The organism is Streptomyces cyslabdanicus, from assembly GCF_052663305.1.
This window is the reverse complement of record NZ_JBQRUW010000040.1, coordinates 86339-102208: the sequence shown is the minus strand read 5'-3', so window position 1 is coordinate 102208 and position 15870 is coordinate 86339. Positions and strand designations below refer to the sequence as shown.

The following is a 15870-nucleotide window of genomic DNA, read 5'->3' as shown; positions in this document are numbered from 1 at the left end:
CGACGTGCGCCTGACCCGAACCCTCCAGACGGCGGCCGCCCTCACGCTGCTGCTCGCCGCCACCGCGTGCGGCTCCTCCGACTCCGGGAGCGGCAGCGACGCGACCGGCCTCAACCCGCCCGACCTCAAGGCGCGCTCCTCACTCGGCAAGACCGAGGGCCGGGTCAACGTGATCGCCTGGGCCGGCTACGTCGAGGACGGCTCCAACGACCCGAAGGCCGACTGGGTCAGCGACTTCGAGAAGCAGACCGGCTGCCAGGTCCACTCCAAGGTCGCGGCCAGCTCCGACGAAATGGTCAAGCTGATGAAGACGGGGGAGTACGACACCGTCTCCGCCTCCGGCGACGCCTCCCTGCGCCTGATCGCCTCCGGCGACGCCGCTCCGGTCAACACCGACCTGGTGCCGAACTACCGGGACGTCTTCGACGACCTGAAGATGCAGGCCTGGAACTCCGTCAAGGGCAAGGCCTACGGCATCCCGCACGGCCGCGGCGCCAACCTGCTGATGTACAACACCGAGAAGGTGCGGCCCGCGCCCACCTCCTGGGCGGCCGTCTTCGACGACGCGGCGACGTACAAGGGCCACGTCACCGCCTACGACTCGCCCATCTACATCGCCGACGCCGCCCTGTACCTCAAGGCCACCAGGCCCGAGTTGAAGATCAAGGACCCGTACGCGCTCGACCAGAAGCAGTTCGACGCCGCCGTCGCCCTGCTGAAGAAGCAGAACGCCGACATCGGCGAGTACTGGGGCGACTACCTCAAGGAGATCTCCGCCTTCAAGAGCGGGGACTCCCTGGTCGGCACCACCTGGCAGGTCATCGTGAACCTCGCCGCCTCCGAGGGCGCCAAGGTCAAGGCGTTCGTACCGAAGGAGGGCGCGACCGGCTGGTCCGACACCTGGATGATCTCCGCGAAGGCCCAGCACCCCAACTGCGCCTACAAGTGGCTGGACTGGATCGTCTCCCCGAAGGTCAACGCCCAGGTGGCCGAGTACTTCGGCGAGGCCCCCGCCAACGCCAAGGCCTGCGAGCAGACCAGCGAGAAGGGCTTCTGCGCCACCTACCACGCGGCCGACACCGCCTACTGGAAGCGGGTCGCCTTCTGGAACACGCCGATCCCGCAGTGCCTGGACGGCCGTACGGACGTCACCTGCGTGCCGTACGCCAAGTGGGTGCAGGCCTGGACCGAGATCAAGGGCTGAACCATGACCGTCACCGCCCAGGCCGCCGGACGAAGAGACTCCGGGGCCACCGTCCGGCGGCTGGCCGGGATGCTGCACCGCCGCCCCCGGCTGCGCCTGACCCTGCTGCTGACCGCCCCGCTGTTGTGGCTGGCCGTGCTCTACCTCGGCTCGCTGAGCGTGCTGTTCCTCTCCGCCTTCTGGACGACGAACTCCTTCACGTCCGAGGTCGTCAAGGTCTGGTCGCTGGACAACTTCCGTACCTTGCTGACGACTTCCGTCTTCCACCAGGTGATCCTGCGCAGTGTCGGCGTGGCCCTGGCGGTCACCGCCCTGTGCGCGGTGATCGCCTTCCCGCTCGCCTTCTGCACCGCGCGCGTCGCCCGGCCGCGGTGGCGCCCCCTGCTCGTGGTCGCCATCCTCACCCCGCTGTGGGCGAGTTACCTGGTCAAGGTGTACGCCTGGCGGCTGATCCTGTCGCAGGGCGGGCTCGCGGACTGGATGCTGAAGCCGTTCGGGCTGAGCGGGCCGGGTTTCGGCCTGCCGGCCGCCCTCCTCACCCTGACCTACCTCTGGCTGCCGTACATGATCCTGCCGATCCACACCGCGCTCGAGCAGGTGCCGGCCAACCTGCTCGACGCGTCCGCCGACCTCGGGGCACGCCCCTGGCACACCTTCCGGTCGGTGGTGCTGCCGATGGTGCTGCCGGCGGTCGCCGCCGGGTCGGTCTTCACCTTCTCGCTCAGCCTCGGCGACTACATCACCGTGCAGATCGTCGGCGGCAAGACCCAGCTGATCGGCAACCTCGTCTACTCCAACATCGAACTCAACCTGCCCATGGCCGCCGCGCTCGGCACGGTGCCCGTCGTCGTCATCGTGCTCTATCTGCTGGCGATGCGCCGCACGGGCGCCCTCAGCAGCCTCTGACCGTCCTCGGCAGCCTTCCCAGGGGGGTGTACCACGTCATGCAGCTCTCCCGTGGCGCGCGCGTCGCGCTGCGCGTCGCCGCCGCCTTCGGCTTCGCGGTGATCTACGTCCCGCTCCTGCTGGTCCTCGTCAACTCCCTCAACCCGGACCGCAGCGCCAGTTGGCCACCGCCCGGCCTGACCCTGCACTGGTGGTCGGTGGCCTGGGACAACTCGGGGGCGCGCGGCGCCGTCTGGGTCTCGGTGAAGGCGGGCCTGGGCGCCACCGCGATCGCCCTGGTCCTCGGCACGCTCATCGCCTTCTCGGTGGCCCGGCACCGCTTCTTCGGCCGCGACACCCTCTCCTTCGTGGTCGTCCTGCCGATCGCGCTGCCCGGCATCGTCACCGGCATCGCCCTGAACTCCGCCTTCTCCACGGTGCTCCGGCCGCTCGGGGTCGGCCTCGGCCTGTTCACCGTGGTCGTCGGGCACGCCACCTTCTGCATCGTCGTCGTCTTCAACAACGTCGTCGCCCGGCTGCGCCGCACCTCCGGTTCCTACGAGGAGGCGGCGATGGACCTCGGCGCGAACACCTTCCGCGCCTTCGTCGACGTCACCTTCCCGCTGGTCCGCTCGGCGCTGTTCGCCGGCGGCCTGCTCGCCTTCGCCCTGTCCTTCGACGAGGTCGTGGTCACCACGTTCACCGCGGGACCCGGCGTGGAGACCCTGCCCATCTGGATCTTCAACAACATGACCAGGCCCCAGCAGGCCCCCGTGGTGAACGTCGTGGCGGCCGTACTGGTCCTGCTCTCCGTCATCCCGATCTACCTCGCCCAGCGCCTGTCGTCGGACACGGCGACCGCGAGCCGGGTTTAGGGCCTGTCGTCAAACTCCCGTCGTCCGCCCGGAGGGCGGGCCTCGCGGCGTCAGGTGCGTGCTCTGGGGGTCCCCCCTGCTCGAAGAGCTTGGGGGAGTGCCGGGCCCTGGCCCTCGTACTGGATGTACTTGGGTCAGGGCCCGGTGCGGCGAGTGGGGGTCCCCCCTGCTCGAAGAGCTTGGGGGAGCGTGCATGGCGTCGCGGGGCAGACGGGAGTTTGACGACAGGACCTAGGGCCCCTCGGCGGCGCCGCCCCGGCCGGGCACGAGCCGGTTCTTCGCAAGTTACTTGCACCGGCTTGCGCTACTCTTGCGTGCATGACGCGACGACTTGCGGAAGTGGCGAAGAAGGTCGGGGTCAGCGAGGCCACGGTCAGCCGGGTGCTCAACGGGAAGCCCGGAGTGTCCGACGCCACCCGGCAGACGGTGCTCTCCGCGCTGGACGTGCTCGGCTACGAGCGGCCCACGCAACTGCGCGGCGAGCGGGCCCGGCTGGTGGGCCTGGTCCTGCCGGAGCTGCAGAACCCGATCTTCCCGGCGTTCGCGGAGGCCATCGGCGGCGCGCTGGCCCAGCTCGGGCTCACCCCGGTGCTGTGCACCCAGACCAAGGGCGGGGTCTCCGAGGCGGACTACGTGGAGCTGCTGCTGCAACAGCAGGTCTCCGGCGTCGTGTTCGCCGGCGGTCTGTACGCCCAGGCGGACGCGCCGCACGACCACTACCGGCGGCTGGCCGACCGCAACATCCCCGTGGTGCTGGTCAACGCGGCCATCGAGGACCTCGGGTTCCCCGCGGTGTCCTGCGACGACGCGGTCGCCGTGGAGCAGGCCTGGCGGCATCTGGCCTCCCTCGGGCACGAGCGGATCGGCCTGGTGCTCGGACCAGGCGACCACATGCCGTCCGCGCGGAAGCTGGCGGCGGCCCGCGCCCTGGCGGGCGAGCTGCCCGACGAGTTCGTGGGCCGGGCGATCTTCTCCATCGAGGGCGGCCACGCGGCCGGGGCCAAGCTGATCGACCGCGGGGTCACCGGCTTCATCTGCGCCAGCGACCCGCTCGCGCTGGGCGTCGTACGGGCCGCCCGGCGCAAGGGGCTCGACGTGCCTGCCCAGATCTCCGTCGTGGGCTACGACGACTCCGCGCTGATGAACTGCACGGAACCGCCGCTCACCACGGTGCGTCAGCCCATCGAGTCGATGGGCAAGGCGGCGGTCGAGCTGCTCCACGCGCAGATCGGCGGCACCTCCGTACCGGCCGACGAGCTGCTGTTCGAGCCGGAACTGGTGGTCCGCGGCTCCACCGCGCAGGCGCCACGTGGCTGAGATCAAGCAGATCCTCTCTCCTGTCGAATAATTACAGATTCTGCGCGACATCTTGCGAAGCCCTGTCGCCGGTGCTTGAGTGTGCGGCGCCCACAGCTCCTGTCCAGAGGGGTCCACCGATGTCAAGCACCGGCTTCCGCCGCACCTTTGTGGCGATCGGCGTCTGTTCCTCCCTTGCCCTCGTCGCCTCGGCCTGCGGGTCGTCGGACGACGAGTCGTCCGGCGGCAAGACCCGCATCACCGTCAACTGCGAGCCGCCCAAGAGCGCCAAGGTCGACCGGAAGTTCTTCGAGGAGGACATCGCCTCCTTCGAGAAGCAGAACCCGGACATCGACGTCGTCGCGCACGACGCCTTCCCCTGTCAGGACCCGAAGACGTTCGACGCCAAGCTCGCCGGCGGCCAGATGGAGGACGTCTTCTACACGTACTTCACCGACGCCAAGCACGTCGTGGACATCAACCAGGCCGCGGACCTCACCCCGTACGTCAAGGAGCTGAAGAGCTACGACACCATCCAGCAGCAGCTGCGCGACATCTACACCGTCGACGGGAAGGTCTACGGCATCCCGCGCACCGGCTACTCGATGGGCCTGATCTACAACCGCAAGCTCTTCGAGAAGGCGGGCCTCGACCCCGACAAGCCGCCGGCCACCTGGGAGGAGGTCCGCGCCGACGCCAAGAAGATCGCCGCACTCGGCAACGGAACCGTTGGCTACGCCGACTACAGCGCCCAGAACCAGGGCGGCTGGCACTTCACCGCCGAGCTCTACTCGCAGGGCGGCGACGTCGTCGACGCCGACGGCAAGAAGGCCACCGTCGACACCCCCGAGGGCCACGCCGTGCTCCAGAACCTGCACGACATGCGCTGGACCGACGACTCGATGGGCAGCAAGCAGCTCCTCGTCATCAACGACGTGCAGCAGATGATGGGTTCGGGCAAGCTCGGCATGTACCTCTCCGCCCCCGACAACATCCCGATCCTGGTCAAGGAGAAGGGCGGCAACTACAAGGACCTGGCCCTCGCCCCGATGCCCGGCGGCCACGGCACGCTCATCGGCGGCGACGGCTACATGTTCAACAAGAAGGACACGCCCGACCAGATCCGCGCCGGCCTCAAGTGGCTCGACCACATGTTCCTCACTCCCGGCGCCGGTTTCCTCGGTGACTACGCCCGCGCCAAGAAGAACGACGGCCCGGTCGGCCTGCCCGAGCCACGCCTGTTCACCGGCGCCGCCGACGCCAAGGACCAGGAGGTCAAGAAGGCCAACGCGAACGTCCCGGTGGAGAACTACCAGGCCTTCCTCGACGGCAACAAGAACCTCCAGCTGAAGATAGAGCCGCCGAACGCCCAGCAGATCTACTCCGTCCTCGACGGCGTCGTCTCCGCCGTCCTCACCAAGAAGGACGCCAACATCGACCAGCTCCTGAAGGACGCCTCCGGCAAGATCGACAGCATCCTGGCCCGGAGCTGACGGAGATGACGAAGACGGCAGCGCGGCGACCCGCCCCGGCGGTCGCCGTACGCCCCCTCCCGGGGCCACCCCCGGCGGGGGACCGGAGGCGGCGGCGACTGCGCGACCAGCTCCACGCCTACGGATTCCTCCTCGGCGGCCTCGTCTGCTTCGCCCTGTTCTCCTGGTACCCGGCGATCCGCGCGGTCGTGATCGCCTTCCAGAAGTACACGCCGGGCTCCGCACCCGAGTGGGTCGGCACCGCCAACTTCACCCGCGTCCTGCACGACCCGGAGTTCACGGCGGCCTGGCGCAACACGCTCACCTTCACGCTGCTGGCCCTGCTCATCGGCTTCGCCGTCCCGTTCGTCCTCGCCCTGGTCCTCAACGAACTCCGCCACGCCAAGGCCTTCTTCCGGGTCGCGGTCTATCTGCCGGTGATGATCCCGCCGGTGGTGAGCGCCCTGCTGTGGAAGTGGTTCTACGACCCCGGCGCCGGCCTCGCCAACGAGGCGCTGCGCTTCCTGCACCTGCCCACCTCGAACTGGACCAACGGCGCCGACACCGCCCTGGTCTCCCTGGTGATCGTGGCGACCTGGGCCAACATGGGCGGCACCGTCCTGATCTACCTCGCCGCGCTCCAGTCCATCCCCGGCGAGCTGTACGAGGCCGCCGAACTGGACGGCGCGAACCTCCTCCAACGCGTGCGGCACGTGACGATCCCGCAGACCAGGTTCGTCATCCTCATGCTGATGCTCCTCCAGATCATCGCCACCATGCAGGTGTTCACCGAGCCGTTCGTCATCACCGGCGGCGGCCCGGAGAACGCCACGGTCACCGTCCTCTACCTGATCTACAAGTACGCCTTCCTCTACAACGACTTCGGCGGGGCCTGCGCGCTCAGCGTGATGCTCCTGGTGCTGCTCGGCGCGTTCTCCGCCGTCTACCTGCGGCTCACCCGCTCCGAGGGGGACGCATGAGCACCCGGACCCTCGTCTCTCCCGCCGTCCTGGCCCGCCCCCGCGGCAAGGCCGTCTACTGGACCGTGTTCACCGGCGTCGTCCTGCTCTTCGCGCTCGCCTTCCTCTTCCCGGTCTACTGGATGGCGACCGGCGCGATGAAGTCCCCGGACGAGATCGCGCGGACCCCGCCCACCCTGCTGCCCGAGCGCTGGCACCTCGACGGCTTCACCGACGCCTGGGACCTGATGCAGCTCCCGGAGCACCTGTGGAACACGGTGGTGCAGGCCGCCGGAGCCTGGGCGTTCCAGCTGGTGTTCTGCACCGCCGCCGCCTACGCCCTGTCCAAGTTGAGACCCGCCTTCGGCAAGGTGGTCCTCGGCGGCATCCTCGCCACTCTCATGGTCCCGGCCCAGGCCCTGGTCGTACCGAAGTACCTGACGGTCGCCGACCTGCCGCTGATCCACACCAGCCTGCTCAACGACCCCCTCGCGATCTGGCTCCCGGCCGTCGCCAACGCCTTCAACCTCTACCTCCTCAAGCGGTTCTTCGACCAGCTCCCACGGGACGTGCTGGAGGCCGCCGAGATCGACGGCGCCGGACGCCTGCGCATCCTGTGGTCGGTGGTGCTGCCCATGTCCCGGCCGGTCCTCGGCGTGGTCTCGATCTTCGCCCTTGTCGCCGTGTGGCAGGACTTCCTGTGGCCGCTGATGGTCTTCTCCGACACCGACAAGCAGCCGATCAGCGTGGCCCTCGTCCAGCTGTCGCAGAACATCCAACTGACCGTGCTGGTCGCCGCGATGGTGATCGCCAGCATCCCGATGGTCGCCCTGTTCCTCGTCTTCCAGCGGCACATCATCGCCGGGATCAGCGCCGGCAGCACCAAGGGCTGACACGGCCCCCCTCGACAGAAAGGCACGCACAGTGGGACAGCCCACCCATGCCCGCAAGCAGACCGACTGGTGGCGCTCCGCCGTCATCTACCAGGTCTACGTGCGCAGTTTCGCGGACGGCGACGGGGACGGCACCGGAGACCTCGCCGGAGTCCGCGCGAAGCTCCCGTACCTCGCCGAACTCGGCGTGGACGCCCTCTGGTTCACCCCCTGGTACCTGTCCCCGATGAAGGACGGCGGCTACGACGTCGCCGACTACCGGGCCATCGACCCCGCCTTCGGAACCCTCGCCGAGGCGGAGAAACTCATCTCGGAGGCCCGGGAACTGGGCATCCGCACCATCGTCGACGTCGTACCGAACCACGTCTCCGACCAGCACCCGTGGTTCCGCGCCGCGCTCGCCGCACCGCCGGGCAGCCCGGAGCGCGAGCTGTTCCACTTCCGCGCAGGACGCGGCGAGGACGGCGAACTGCCGCCCAACGACTGGCCCTCCCAGTTCGTCGGCTCCACCGAACCGGTCTGGACCCGGCTGCCCGACGGCGACTGGTACCTGCACCTGTTCACACCCGAGCAGCCCGACCTCAACTGGGCCCACCCGGTGGTGCGCCAGGAACACGAGGACATCCTGCGCTTCTGGTTCGAGCGGGGCGTCGCGGGCGTCCGCATCGACTCGGCCGCCCTGCTCGCCAAGGACCCCGCGCTGCCGGACCTCGTCGAGGGCCAGGGCCCCCACCCGTTCGTCGACCGCGACGAACTCCACGACATCTACCGCTCCTGGAGGTCCGTGGCCGACGCCTACGACGGCGTCTTCGTCGGCGAGGTGTGGCTGCCCGACCCGGAGCGCTTCGCCCGCTACCTGCGCCCCGACGAACTCCACACGGCCTTCAACTTCTCCTTCCTGTCCTGTCCCTGGGACGCCGGACGGCTGCGGGACTCGATCGACACGACCCTCGCCGAGCACGCCCCCGTGGGGGCACCCGCCACCTGGGTGCTGTGCAACCACGACGTCACCCGCACGGTCACCCGCTACGGCCGCGACGACACCGGATTCGACTTCGCCACCAAGGCCTTCGGCACCCCCACCGACCTGGCCCTCGGCACCCGGCGGGCCCGCGCGGCCGCCCTGCTCTCCCTCGCCCTGCCCGGCGCGGTCTACGTGTACCAGGGCGAGGAACTCGGCCTGCCCGAGGCCGACATCCCCCTCGACCGCGTCGAGGACCCGATGCACTTCCGTTCCGGCGGCACCGACCCCGGCCGCGACGGCTGCCGGGTCCCGCTGCCGTGGGCGGCCGACGCGCCGCACGCCGGATTCGGCTCCCGCGAGGAACCGTGGCTGCCGCAGCCGGCCGGCTGGCCCGCGTACGCCGTAGATCGGCAGCAGCGCGACCCCTCCTCCATGCTCACCCTCTACCGCGAGGCGATCCGCCTCCGCCCGGCCTTCGGCGACGCCCCCCTGACCTGGCTGCCCGCTCCCGAAGGCGTCCTCGCCTTCACCCGCGCCGCGGGCACGACCTGTGTCGTCAACCTCTCCGTCACCCCCGCCGAGCTCCCCGCCCACACAGAACTCCTGCTGAGCAGCGGCCCGTTGGACGAGTCCGGCCGTCTCCCGCAGGACACGGCGGCCTGGCTGCGCGCCTGAACGAGCCGCACGGCCAGGCCGCCGCGACGCACCGCGCTATCCCGTACCCCCACCACGAAGGGATCAGCACATGCACGCGCACACCAGAGCCGGATCAGCCCGGCGCCTGCCGGCCATCGGGGCGAGCGTCGCCCTCGCCGCCGGCATGCTCGTCACCCTCGGCACGCCCGCCGCCCACGCCGCGGCGGGCGCCACCCTCCCCTTCACCTCGGTCGAGGCGGAGGCGGCGACCAGCAACGGCACCAGGATCGGGCCGGACTACACCCAGGGCACCCTCGCCTCCGAGGCCTCCGGACGCCAGGCCGTCCGGCTGGCCGCCGGGCAGCGCGTGGAGTTCACCGTGCCGAGTGCCGCGAACGCCGTGAACGTCTCCTACAGCGTCCCCGACGGCCAGTCCGGCACGCTCAACGTGTACGTCAACGGCACCAAGCTGCCCAGGACGCTCGCGGTCACCTCGAAGTACTCCTACGTCGACACCGGCTGGATCGCCGGCGCCAAGACGCACCACTTCTTCGACAACACGCGGCTGTTGCTGGGCCAGAACGTCCAGCCCGGCGACAAGGTCGCCGTCGAGGCCGCCGACGTCCAGGTCACGGTGGACGTCGCCGACTTCGAGCAGGTCGCCGCGGCCGCCTCCCAGCCCGCCGGGTCGGTCTCCGTCACCTCCAAGGGCGCCGACCCCAGCGGCCAGGGCGACTCCACCCAGGCCTTCCGGGACGCCATCGCCGCCGCACAGGGCGGCGTGGTGTGGATCCCGCCGGGCGACTACCGGATCACCTCCTCCCTCAGCGGTGTCCAGAACGTCACCCTCCAGGGCGCGGGCAGCTGGTACTCGGTCGTGCACACCTCCCGTTTCATCGACCAGTCCAGCTCCTCGGGGAACGTGCACATCAAGGACTTCGCGGTCATCGGCGAGGTCACCGAGCGCGTCGACTCCAACCCCGACAACTTCGTCAACGGCGCGCTCGGACCAGGCTCCTCCGTATCCGGCATGTGGCTCCAGCACCTGAAGGTCGGCCTGTGGCTGACCGGCAACAACGACAACCTCGTCGTCGAGAACAGCCGCATCCTCGACACCACCGCCGACGGCCTCAACCTCAACGGCACCGCCAAGGGCGTGAAGGTCCGCAACAACTTCCTGCGCAACCAGGGCGACGACTCACTCGCCATGTGGTCGCTGTACGGGCCGGACACCAACAGCAGCTTCGAGAACAACACCATCTCGCAGCCGAACCTCGCCAACGGCATCGCGATCTACGGCGGCACGGACATCACGGTCAGGAACAACCTGATCTCCGACACCAACGCCCTCGGCAGCGGCATCGCGATCTCCAACCAGAAGTTCCTCGACCCCTTCTCGCCACTGGCCGGCACCATCACGGTCGACGGCAACACCCTGGTGCGCGCCGGCGCGATGAACCCCAATTGGAACCATCCGATGGGCGCGCTGCGCGTCGACTCCTACGACAGCGCCATCAACGCCACCGTCAGCATCACCAACACCACGATCACCGACAGCCCGTACAGCGCCTTCGAGTTCGTCTCGGGCGGAGGCAACGGGTACCCGGTCAAGGGCGTCACCGTGGACGGCGCGACCGTGAAGAACACCGGCACGGTCGTCGTCCAGGCCGAGGCGCAGGGCGCGGCGACCTTCCGCGGCGTCACCGCCACCGGCGTGGGCGCGGCGGGCCTCTACAACTGCCCCTACCCGGCGAACTCGGGCAGCTTCGCGCTGGCCGACGGTGGCGGCAACTCCGGCTGGAACACGACCTGGTCGGACTGCTCGACCTGGCCGCAGCCCGGCCAGGGCAACCCCGACCCCGACCCGGGCCGCAACCTCGCCCAGGGCCGCCCGGCCACCGCCACCGGTTCCCAGGACGTCTACACCCCGGGCAACGCGGTTGACGGGAACGCCAACACCTACTGGGAGTCGACCAACAACGCCTTCCCGCAGTCCCTGACGGTCGACCTCGGCTCGAACCAGGCCGTCCGCCGACTGGTGCTGAAGCTGCCGCCGGCGCAGGCCTGGGAGGCCCGCACCCAGACCATCACCGTGCAGGGCAGCACCGACGGCTCGACCTACTCCACCGTCGTCGGCTCCCAGGGCTACCGCTTCGACCCGGCCACCGGCAACACGGCCACGGTGTCCCTGCCGACCGGCACCAACCTCCGCTGGCTCCGCCTGACGGTCACCGCCAACACGGGGTGGCCGGCGGGCCAGTTCAGTGAGGTGGAGGCCTATCTGACCTCATGACCGCCTGACCGCCCGCGCCCGGCGCGCTGCTGCAGCGCGTCAGGCGTGGGCGGCGTAGGACACGAAGTCGTTCCACACGTTGGGGGAGAGGGCGAGTTGAGGGCCATTCCTGTCCTTGGAGTCCCGGACGTGGACCGCCTCGGCGGCTGCCGGCTCCTGCCGGGAGACGGCCACCTCGACGCAGTCGCCGTCTCCTCCGCTGCTGTAACTGCTCTTGAACCAAGCCAGGTCGCTCGTGCTCATTGGGCTCCTCGCATCCGTTGCAACAGGCTCACGGAGTCTTCGAGGGTGAGAGCCTGTGAGCGCATCCTGGCATACCGCATCTGCAGGACGCTGACCTCCTTGGCGTCGGACACAAACAGTCCGCCACGTTGGCCTTCGTTGTACGCGAACCACCGATTCTCGGGGGTCTCAAGCAACTGCATTGGCCCATCAAGCCCAGCATGGCTCTCACGCACTTGAGGCATCACCTGCACTTCGACGTTCCGCAGTTCCGCCAGTCCCAGCACGTGGTCGATCAGCTCTCGTGTCACGTCCACGCCGCCGGTGCACCGTAGGAACAGATGCTGCTCCAGGATGAAGCTGAACGCCGTGTTCGTCCCCTCCCACAGAAGCCTCTGCCGCTCTGCTCGCGCCACCCACTGGGCCTCGATCTGCTCATCGCCCAGCGGCGGCAGTTGGTTCACGAACAGCGTGCGCGCATACGCCTCCGTCTGCAACAGGCCAGGAACCAGGCGGCACTCGTACGTGTTGAGGCTGATCGCCGTACTTTCCAGCTTGGCCCACTGCCGAAACCACGCCGCCAGCCCCGGCTGCCGTGCCAAATGGCCCGCGGCCTTCCGTAGCGCGCCCGTGTTGCCCAGGGCCTCCTCGGCCCGCTCCACGAAGGCCGGGTCCGGCATCCTGCGGCCCAACTCCACGGAAGCCACCGTGTGTCTGGAGAAGCTGACCCGCTCACCCAACTCCGCCCGGCTCAGACCGGCGTGTTCGCGCAACGCCTGGACGACCGCGCCGAACGTCCGAAGACTGTCCGAGCACTCGGGCTCGCCGCCGGTCCCCGCCCCCACCGTGCTGTCCGCCACCATCGGCAACCTCCCGCGCACTTGCCCCGCCGCACACATCGAGCACGACCATGGTTACGGACCGTCATGTGTACCGTCCAGTCCGTGGGTGTGTACGCTGCCGCAGCGTACGCAGTGTCTGCCTGGCCAAAGGGTGTTTCGGGCCGCCAGATTGGGCCCATGACCGCACCCTCCGCGCCTCAATCGTCGGTTACCGTACGTATGTTCAGTCAGCGTTTCAGCTCCACCCCACTCGGCGCCCGCCTCGCCCGGCACCTCGCCCTCACCCAACTGCACACCTGGGGCATCCCGCACGGCACCTCGCTCTCGGACACCGCCGCCACGATCGTCGGCGAGCTGGCCGCCAACGCCGTGACCCACGGCCGCGTACCCGGCCGGGACTTCGAACTGCGTCTGGCGCACACTCCGGACGTCTTGCTGCGCATCGAGGTGTCCGACACCCGAGGTGAACGCCGGCCGCCGGGGCCCGCCGACCTCGCACCGTCACCGCCCCTCCTCGACGAGGCGGGTCGGGGCCTGTTGCTCGTCGACGCGCTCGCCGACCGGTGGGAGGTGCTAGACCGTGTGTCCCCGGGCGTGGCCCTGCCCGGGAAGACGGTCCGGGCCGAGCTGGACCTGCCGTCCGCGTGACAGCGGCTTGCGCCGTTGCAACACCGTCGCAGCAGCAGTTGCGTCGCGGGTTCCGAGAGGTCTGCTGTCAGAGGGGTATGTCAGAGTCTGCGCATGCTCGAGATCGTGGTGAAGACGGAGAACTGGGAGCGGCACGTCCGTGTGTCCGCCGAGGAGCTGGCAGGGCTGGTCCGGCGGATCGGTGGTGACGGTGACCGGTTCCTGGTGGTCCAGCGGATACCCGACCTGCCTGACGTCTTCGCCCAGGTGTGGTACAAGGCCGGTGGCGACTACACGCTGGAGTACCGCGACGGCGCCGCTGACCGGCAGTTCCAGGCGATGGCCGACGGGCCCGAGGTCCTGATCGAGGCGATGACCGGCTGGGCACGCCAGGAGGCTGGATGGGACGGTAGCCTGGCTTGGTCGCTGCTGGACATGGGCCCCGCCCGCGAGGTGCCGCCGCTCGACCTCCGCGAAGACGAGCGCGAGGAGTTGGAGAAGCGCGTCCGTGAGGTGCTAGTTGGCGGCTACGCCTTCCGCGCCGAACTGGCCGAGCTCGCTGAGGAGTATCTGGTCACCCATGAGCGCCGGCCCGTCTCGCGCGAGCAGGCACAGTCGCTGGCCGACCGGTTGTGGCTGGAGCGGGTCGCGGAGCAGGCCGAGTGGCAGGGCGAGACGGACCCTGAGCGGCTGACCCGCGCGTTCACCGCCCTGCAGGATGCCGGTATCACGGCCCGCGAGAACTTCACCTGTTGCCGTAGCTGTGGCCAGTCCGAGATCGGTGGCGAAGGCGGGCCCGACGCCCGCGGCTTCGTCTACTTCCACACCCAGTGCACGGACTCTGCCGCGGCCGGCCACGGACTGATGCTCCTCTACGGCGGCTTCGACGGCTCGTCCGAGACCACCGCAGCCATTGGCCACGAGGTCGTGGCCGCACTCGAAACAGTCGGTCTCCACGCCGAGTGGAGCCGTGACCCCGGCCGGGCCATCACCGTCACCCCCTTGGACTGGCGCCGCCGCCTGGTCGGCTAGGGACCTACGTGTCGTTGGTGTTCCCGCCGGTGAGGACCAGGGCGAGCGGACGGCCGAGTCCGTCGACCGCCAGGGCGCCATCGGCGTGGTGAACCCCCTGCTCACCGAAAGAGGCTGTACTGTCAGCCCTGGCGTGTGGTGGCGCGACTGACCGCCTGCCAGTGGGCTGGGTGAGCGGTCGACAACGGGCAGCGGAACGCCTTCGGCCCTTATGGTCCTGGAGACCCGCTCTGAGACTGGCGCCGCTGTCCACCGGTGGTATCCGTGGCGGTGTCATGGGCGTCGGGCAACGCCTGAAATCAGCCTGGCCCGAGAGGCCTTCGCCTAGATGATCAATTCCAAGGGATGCCTGCGGAGGGTGTGGGGTGGGCGGCGGCCGAAGCCGCCGCGAGACGGTCAGACGGCGGGCTGCCGGCCCTGGTTGTCGAGGTGGCAGCGGACGGTCAGGCGTCAGGGTCGACCTCGGGGTGCGTGAACCGCATGGGCTTGCCCAGCGACCGGGCGTAGGCGATTTCGGCTCGAGTGCTGTCTCCGATGTAGTCGCCGACTACGAGCACCTCATCAGCGAGCCGGATCTTCGCCCGGTGCAGATCGTCGAGTCGAACCTTCAGCGCCTCGGCCTCGACAGGATCGGACCAAAGTTCGTGCGGCGACTTCATGTCACAGCCCGGTTTGACGACAATCTTTCCGGCTTTGGTCTCCCGCAGATCGGCCTCGTTCATCTCGGTCATGAAGCGGGTGGAGCCGCAGATCACGACGATATGCGGGAGGCTCAACAGCTTCTTCGCGTCGGCGAGCTTCTCCTCCGGCACCACCCGCTGGAACAACTGCCACAACTCATCCGGCACCCGCCGCTCAACGAACCCCACCCCGGTAGGCTACTGACATCAAGGAGTGGACCGCAGTCAGCGGCCCATTCGGCGCTGCTTGTCGAACCGACGCAGCACCCGTACCAGACGCCACATCCCGGCCGCCGCTCCGAGCAGTGCACCCCCTACCAACACGCCCTTCTTCTCTGAACCAGAGATGTCAAAGGCCAGTGCGAGAGTCAGAGCGACGGCGAAGACCGCCGCAGCCAACGCGACGGCAGTCACCAGGGCGAAAACGATCTCCACCGTCATTGCGTCCTTTTCCCACCGCGACTCACGCCCCATGTCCATGCCGCAAGTCTCACATCACGGTCAAGCCATGGCGCCTGGGCCGGCCAGCCTGACTCTCACGTGCGGAGACGCACTTACCAATTGAGAGGGCTTCGATCCGCGCCGCCCGACCCGACGGCGCCCCGATCTACATCATCCTGGACAACCTCTCCGCCCACACCGGCGCCGACATCCGCCGCTGGGCGAAGAAGAACAAGGTCGAGCTGTGCTTCACCCCGACCTACGCATCCTGGGCCAACCCGATCGAGGCCCACTTCGGCCTGCTGCGGCAGTTCACCCTGGCCAACTCCCACCACCGCAGCCACCCCACGCAAACCCAGGCACTGCACCGCTACGTGCGCTGGCGCAACGCCAACGCCCGCCACCCCGACGTACTTGCGGCCCAACGCAAGGAACGCGTCCGCATCCGCAGCGAGAAGGGCATCCGCCGGGGCGGACGCCCCCTCAACGCCGCAGCCTGACCGACCGCGAACCGCAGCCCCGGAGTGCCGAAAGGGACAAGTTCACGAG

Annotated in this window: 15 protein-coding genes and 1 pseudogene; 12 read left to right on the top strand and 4 right to left on the bottom strand. The window is 69.2% G+C overall.

The features are described 5' to 3' along the window. Window positions 1-4: 4 nt before the first annotated feature. The 9 genes from ACTYVM_RS23625 (at window position 5) to ACTYVM_RS23585 (ending at window position 11477) form a co-directional block, all read left to right on the top strand. Window positions 5-1204, top strand: coding sequence for an ABC transporter substrate-binding protein (locus ACTYVM_RS23625; protein WP_445527860.1), 1200 nt, complete (start codon window positions 5-7; stop codon window positions 1202-1204). A gap of 3 nt (window positions 1205-1207) precedes the next feature. Then, window positions 1208-2110 carry an ABC transporter permease gene (locus ACTYVM_RS23620; RefSeq protein WP_445527859.1) on the top strand — a complete coding sequence of 301 codons (903 nt, stop codon included), beginning with the start codon at window positions 1208-1210 and terminating at the stop codon, window positions 2108-2110. 38 nt (window positions 2111-2148) lie between these two features. Further along, complete coding sequence (locus tag ACTYVM_RS23615) at window positions 2149-2964, top strand: ABC transporter permease (protein WP_445527858.1); 816 nt, start codon at window positions 2149-2151, stop codon at window positions 2962-2964. A 318-nt stretch (window positions 2965-3282) separates the two neighbouring features. Continuing rightward, window positions 3283-4281 (top strand): LacI family DNA-binding transcriptional regulator, encoded by a 999-nt coding sequence (locus ACTYVM_RS23610; protein WP_445527857.1) that lies wholly within the window; start codon window positions 3283-3285, stop codon window positions 4279-4281. Between the two features lie 119 nt (window positions 4282-4400). Continuing rightward, entirely contained in the window at window positions 4401-5753 is a 1353-nt protein-coding gene (locus tag ACTYVM_RS23605; RefSeq protein WP_445527856.1) for an ABC transporter substrate-binding protein, read from the top strand. Window positions 5754-5758: 5 nt separating this feature from the next. Further along, window positions 5759-6712, top strand: a complete 954-nt coding sequence (locus ACTYVM_RS23600; RefSeq protein ID WP_445527855.1) for a carbohydrate ABC transporter permease — start codon at window positions 5759-5761, stop codon at window positions 6710-6712. Further along, on the top strand, window positions 6709-7584 hold the full coding sequence (locus ACTYVM_RS23595; RefSeq protein WP_445527854.1) for a carbohydrate ABC transporter permease: 876 nt from the start codon (window positions 6709-6711) through the stop codon (window positions 7582-7584). Before ACTYVM_RS23600 ends, ACTYVM_RS23595 begins: the two co-directional genes overlap by 4 nt. 31 nt (window positions 7585-7615) lie before the next feature. Continuing rightward, complete coding sequence (locus ACTYVM_RS23590; protein WP_445527853.1) at window positions 7616-9223, top strand: glycoside hydrolase family 13 protein; 1608 nt, start codon at window positions 7616-7618, stop codon at window positions 9221-9223. A 70-nt stretch (window positions 9224-9293) separates the two neighbouring features. Then, a complete protein-coding gene (locus tag ACTYVM_RS23585; protein ID WP_445527852.1) occupies window positions 9294-11477 on the top strand; it encodes a discoidin domain-containing protein in 2184 nt (727 codons plus the stop codon). 39 nt (window positions 11478-11516) lie between these two features. Here ACTYVM_RS23585 and ACTYVM_RS23580 read toward each other — a convergent pair whose 3' ends face one another. After that, window positions 11517-11720: a DUF397 domain-containing protein gene (locus ACTYVM_RS23580; RefSeq protein ID WP_445527851.1), complete on the bottom strand. Its 204-nt coding sequence runs from the start codon at window positions 11718-11720 to the stop codon at window positions 11517-11519. After that, on the bottom strand, window positions 11717-12562 hold the full coding sequence (locus ACTYVM_RS23575) for a helix-turn-helix domain-containing protein (RefSeq protein ID WP_445527850.1): 846 nt from the start codon (window positions 12560-12562) through the stop codon (window positions 11717-11719). Before ACTYVM_RS23575 ends, ACTYVM_RS23580 begins: the two co-directional genes overlap by 4 nt. 156 nt (window positions 12563-12718) lie before the next feature. On the opposite strand from ACTYVM_RS23575, the gene ACTYVM_RS23570 reads away from it, so the two are divergent. Both ACTYVM_RS23570 and ACTYVM_RS23565 read left to right on the top strand, forming a co-directional pair. Continuing rightward, window positions 12719-13189, top strand: a complete 471-nt coding sequence (locus ACTYVM_RS23570; protein WP_445527849.1) for an ATP-binding protein — start codon at window positions 12719-12721, stop codon at window positions 13187-13189. 93 nt (window positions 13190-13282) lie between these two features. Continuing rightward, complete coding sequence (locus tag ACTYVM_RS23565) at window positions 13283-14200, top strand: DUF6891 domain-containing protein (protein WP_445527848.1); 918 nt, start codon at window positions 13283-13285, stop codon at window positions 14198-14200. 443 nt (window positions 14201-14643) lie between these two features. Here the strand turns inward: ACTYVM_RS23565 and ACTYVM_RS23560 are convergent, their stop codons facing one another. Both ACTYVM_RS23560 and ACTYVM_RS23555 read right to left on the bottom strand, forming a co-directional pair. Beyond that, window positions 14644-15069, bottom strand: coding sequence for a hypothetical protein (locus tag ACTYVM_RS23560; protein WP_445527847.1), 426 nt, complete (start codon window positions 15067-15069; stop codon window positions 14644-14646). Between the two features lie 36 nt (window positions 15070-15105). After that, window positions 15106-15360, bottom strand: coding sequence for a DUF6332 family protein (locus ACTYVM_RS23555; protein ID WP_445527846.1), 255 nt, complete (start codon window positions 15358-15360; stop codon window positions 15106-15108). Between the two features lie 92 nt (window positions 15361-15452). Between ACTYVM_RS23555 and ACTYVM_RS23550 the strand changes: the two are divergent. Then, a pseudogene (locus tag ACTYVM_RS23550) lies at window positions 15453-15821 on the top strand (transposase); the annotation flags it as partial. Between the last annotated feature and the right edge of the window lie 49 nt (window positions 15822-15870).

Excerpts from the sequence above, each read along its gene's own strand:
- ACTYVM_RS23620 (WP_445527859.1), top strand. The coding sequence starts at position 1,208 with ATGACCGTCACCGCCCAGGCCGCCGGACGAAGAGACTCCGGGGCCACC.
- ACTYVM_RS23615 (WP_445527858.1), top strand. The coding sequence starts at position 2,149 with ATGCAGCTCTCCCGTGGCGCGCGCGTCGCGCTGCGCGTCGCCGCCGCC.
- ACTYVM_RS23610 (WP_445527857.1), top strand. The coding sequence starts at position 3,283 with ATGACGCGACGACTTGCGGAAGTGGCGAAGAAGGTCGGGGTCAGCGAG.
- ACTYVM_RS23605 (WP_445527856.1), top strand. The coding sequence starts at position 4,401 with ATGTCAAGCACCGGCTTCCGCCGCACCTTTGTGGCGATCGGCGTCTGT.
- ACTYVM_RS23600 (WP_445527855.1), top strand. The coding sequence starts at position 5,759 with ATGACGAAGACGGCAGCGCGGCGACCCGCCCCGGCGGTCGCCGTACGC.
- ACTYVM_RS23595 (WP_445527854.1), top strand. The coding sequence starts at position 6,709 with ATGAGCACCCGGACCCTCGTCTCTCCCGCCGTCCTGGCCCGCCCCCGC.
- ACTYVM_RS23585 (WP_445527852.1), top strand. The coding sequence starts at position 9,294 with ATGCACGCGCACACCAGAGCCGGATCAGCCCGGCGCCTGCCGGCCATC.
- ACTYVM_RS23580 (WP_445527851.1), bottom strand. The coding sequence starts at position 11,720 with ATGAGCACGAGCGACCTGGCTTGGTTCAAGAGCAGTTACAGCAGCGGA.
- ACTYVM_RS23575 (WP_445527850.1), bottom strand. The coding sequence starts at position 12,562 with ATGGTGGCGGACAGCACGGTGGGGGCGGGGACCGGCGGCGAGCCCGAG.
- ACTYVM_RS23570 (WP_445527849.1), top strand. The coding sequence starts at position 12,719 with ATGACCGCACCCTCCGCGCCTCAATCGTCGGTTACCGTACGTATGTTC.
- ACTYVM_RS23565 (WP_445527848.1), top strand. The coding sequence starts at position 13,283 with ATGCTCGAGATCGTGGTGAAGACGGAGAACTGGGAGCGGCACGTCCGT.
- ACTYVM_RS23555 (WP_445527846.1), bottom strand. The coding sequence starts at position 15,360 with ATGGACATGGGGCGTGAGTCGCGGTGGGAAAAGGACGCAATGACGGTG.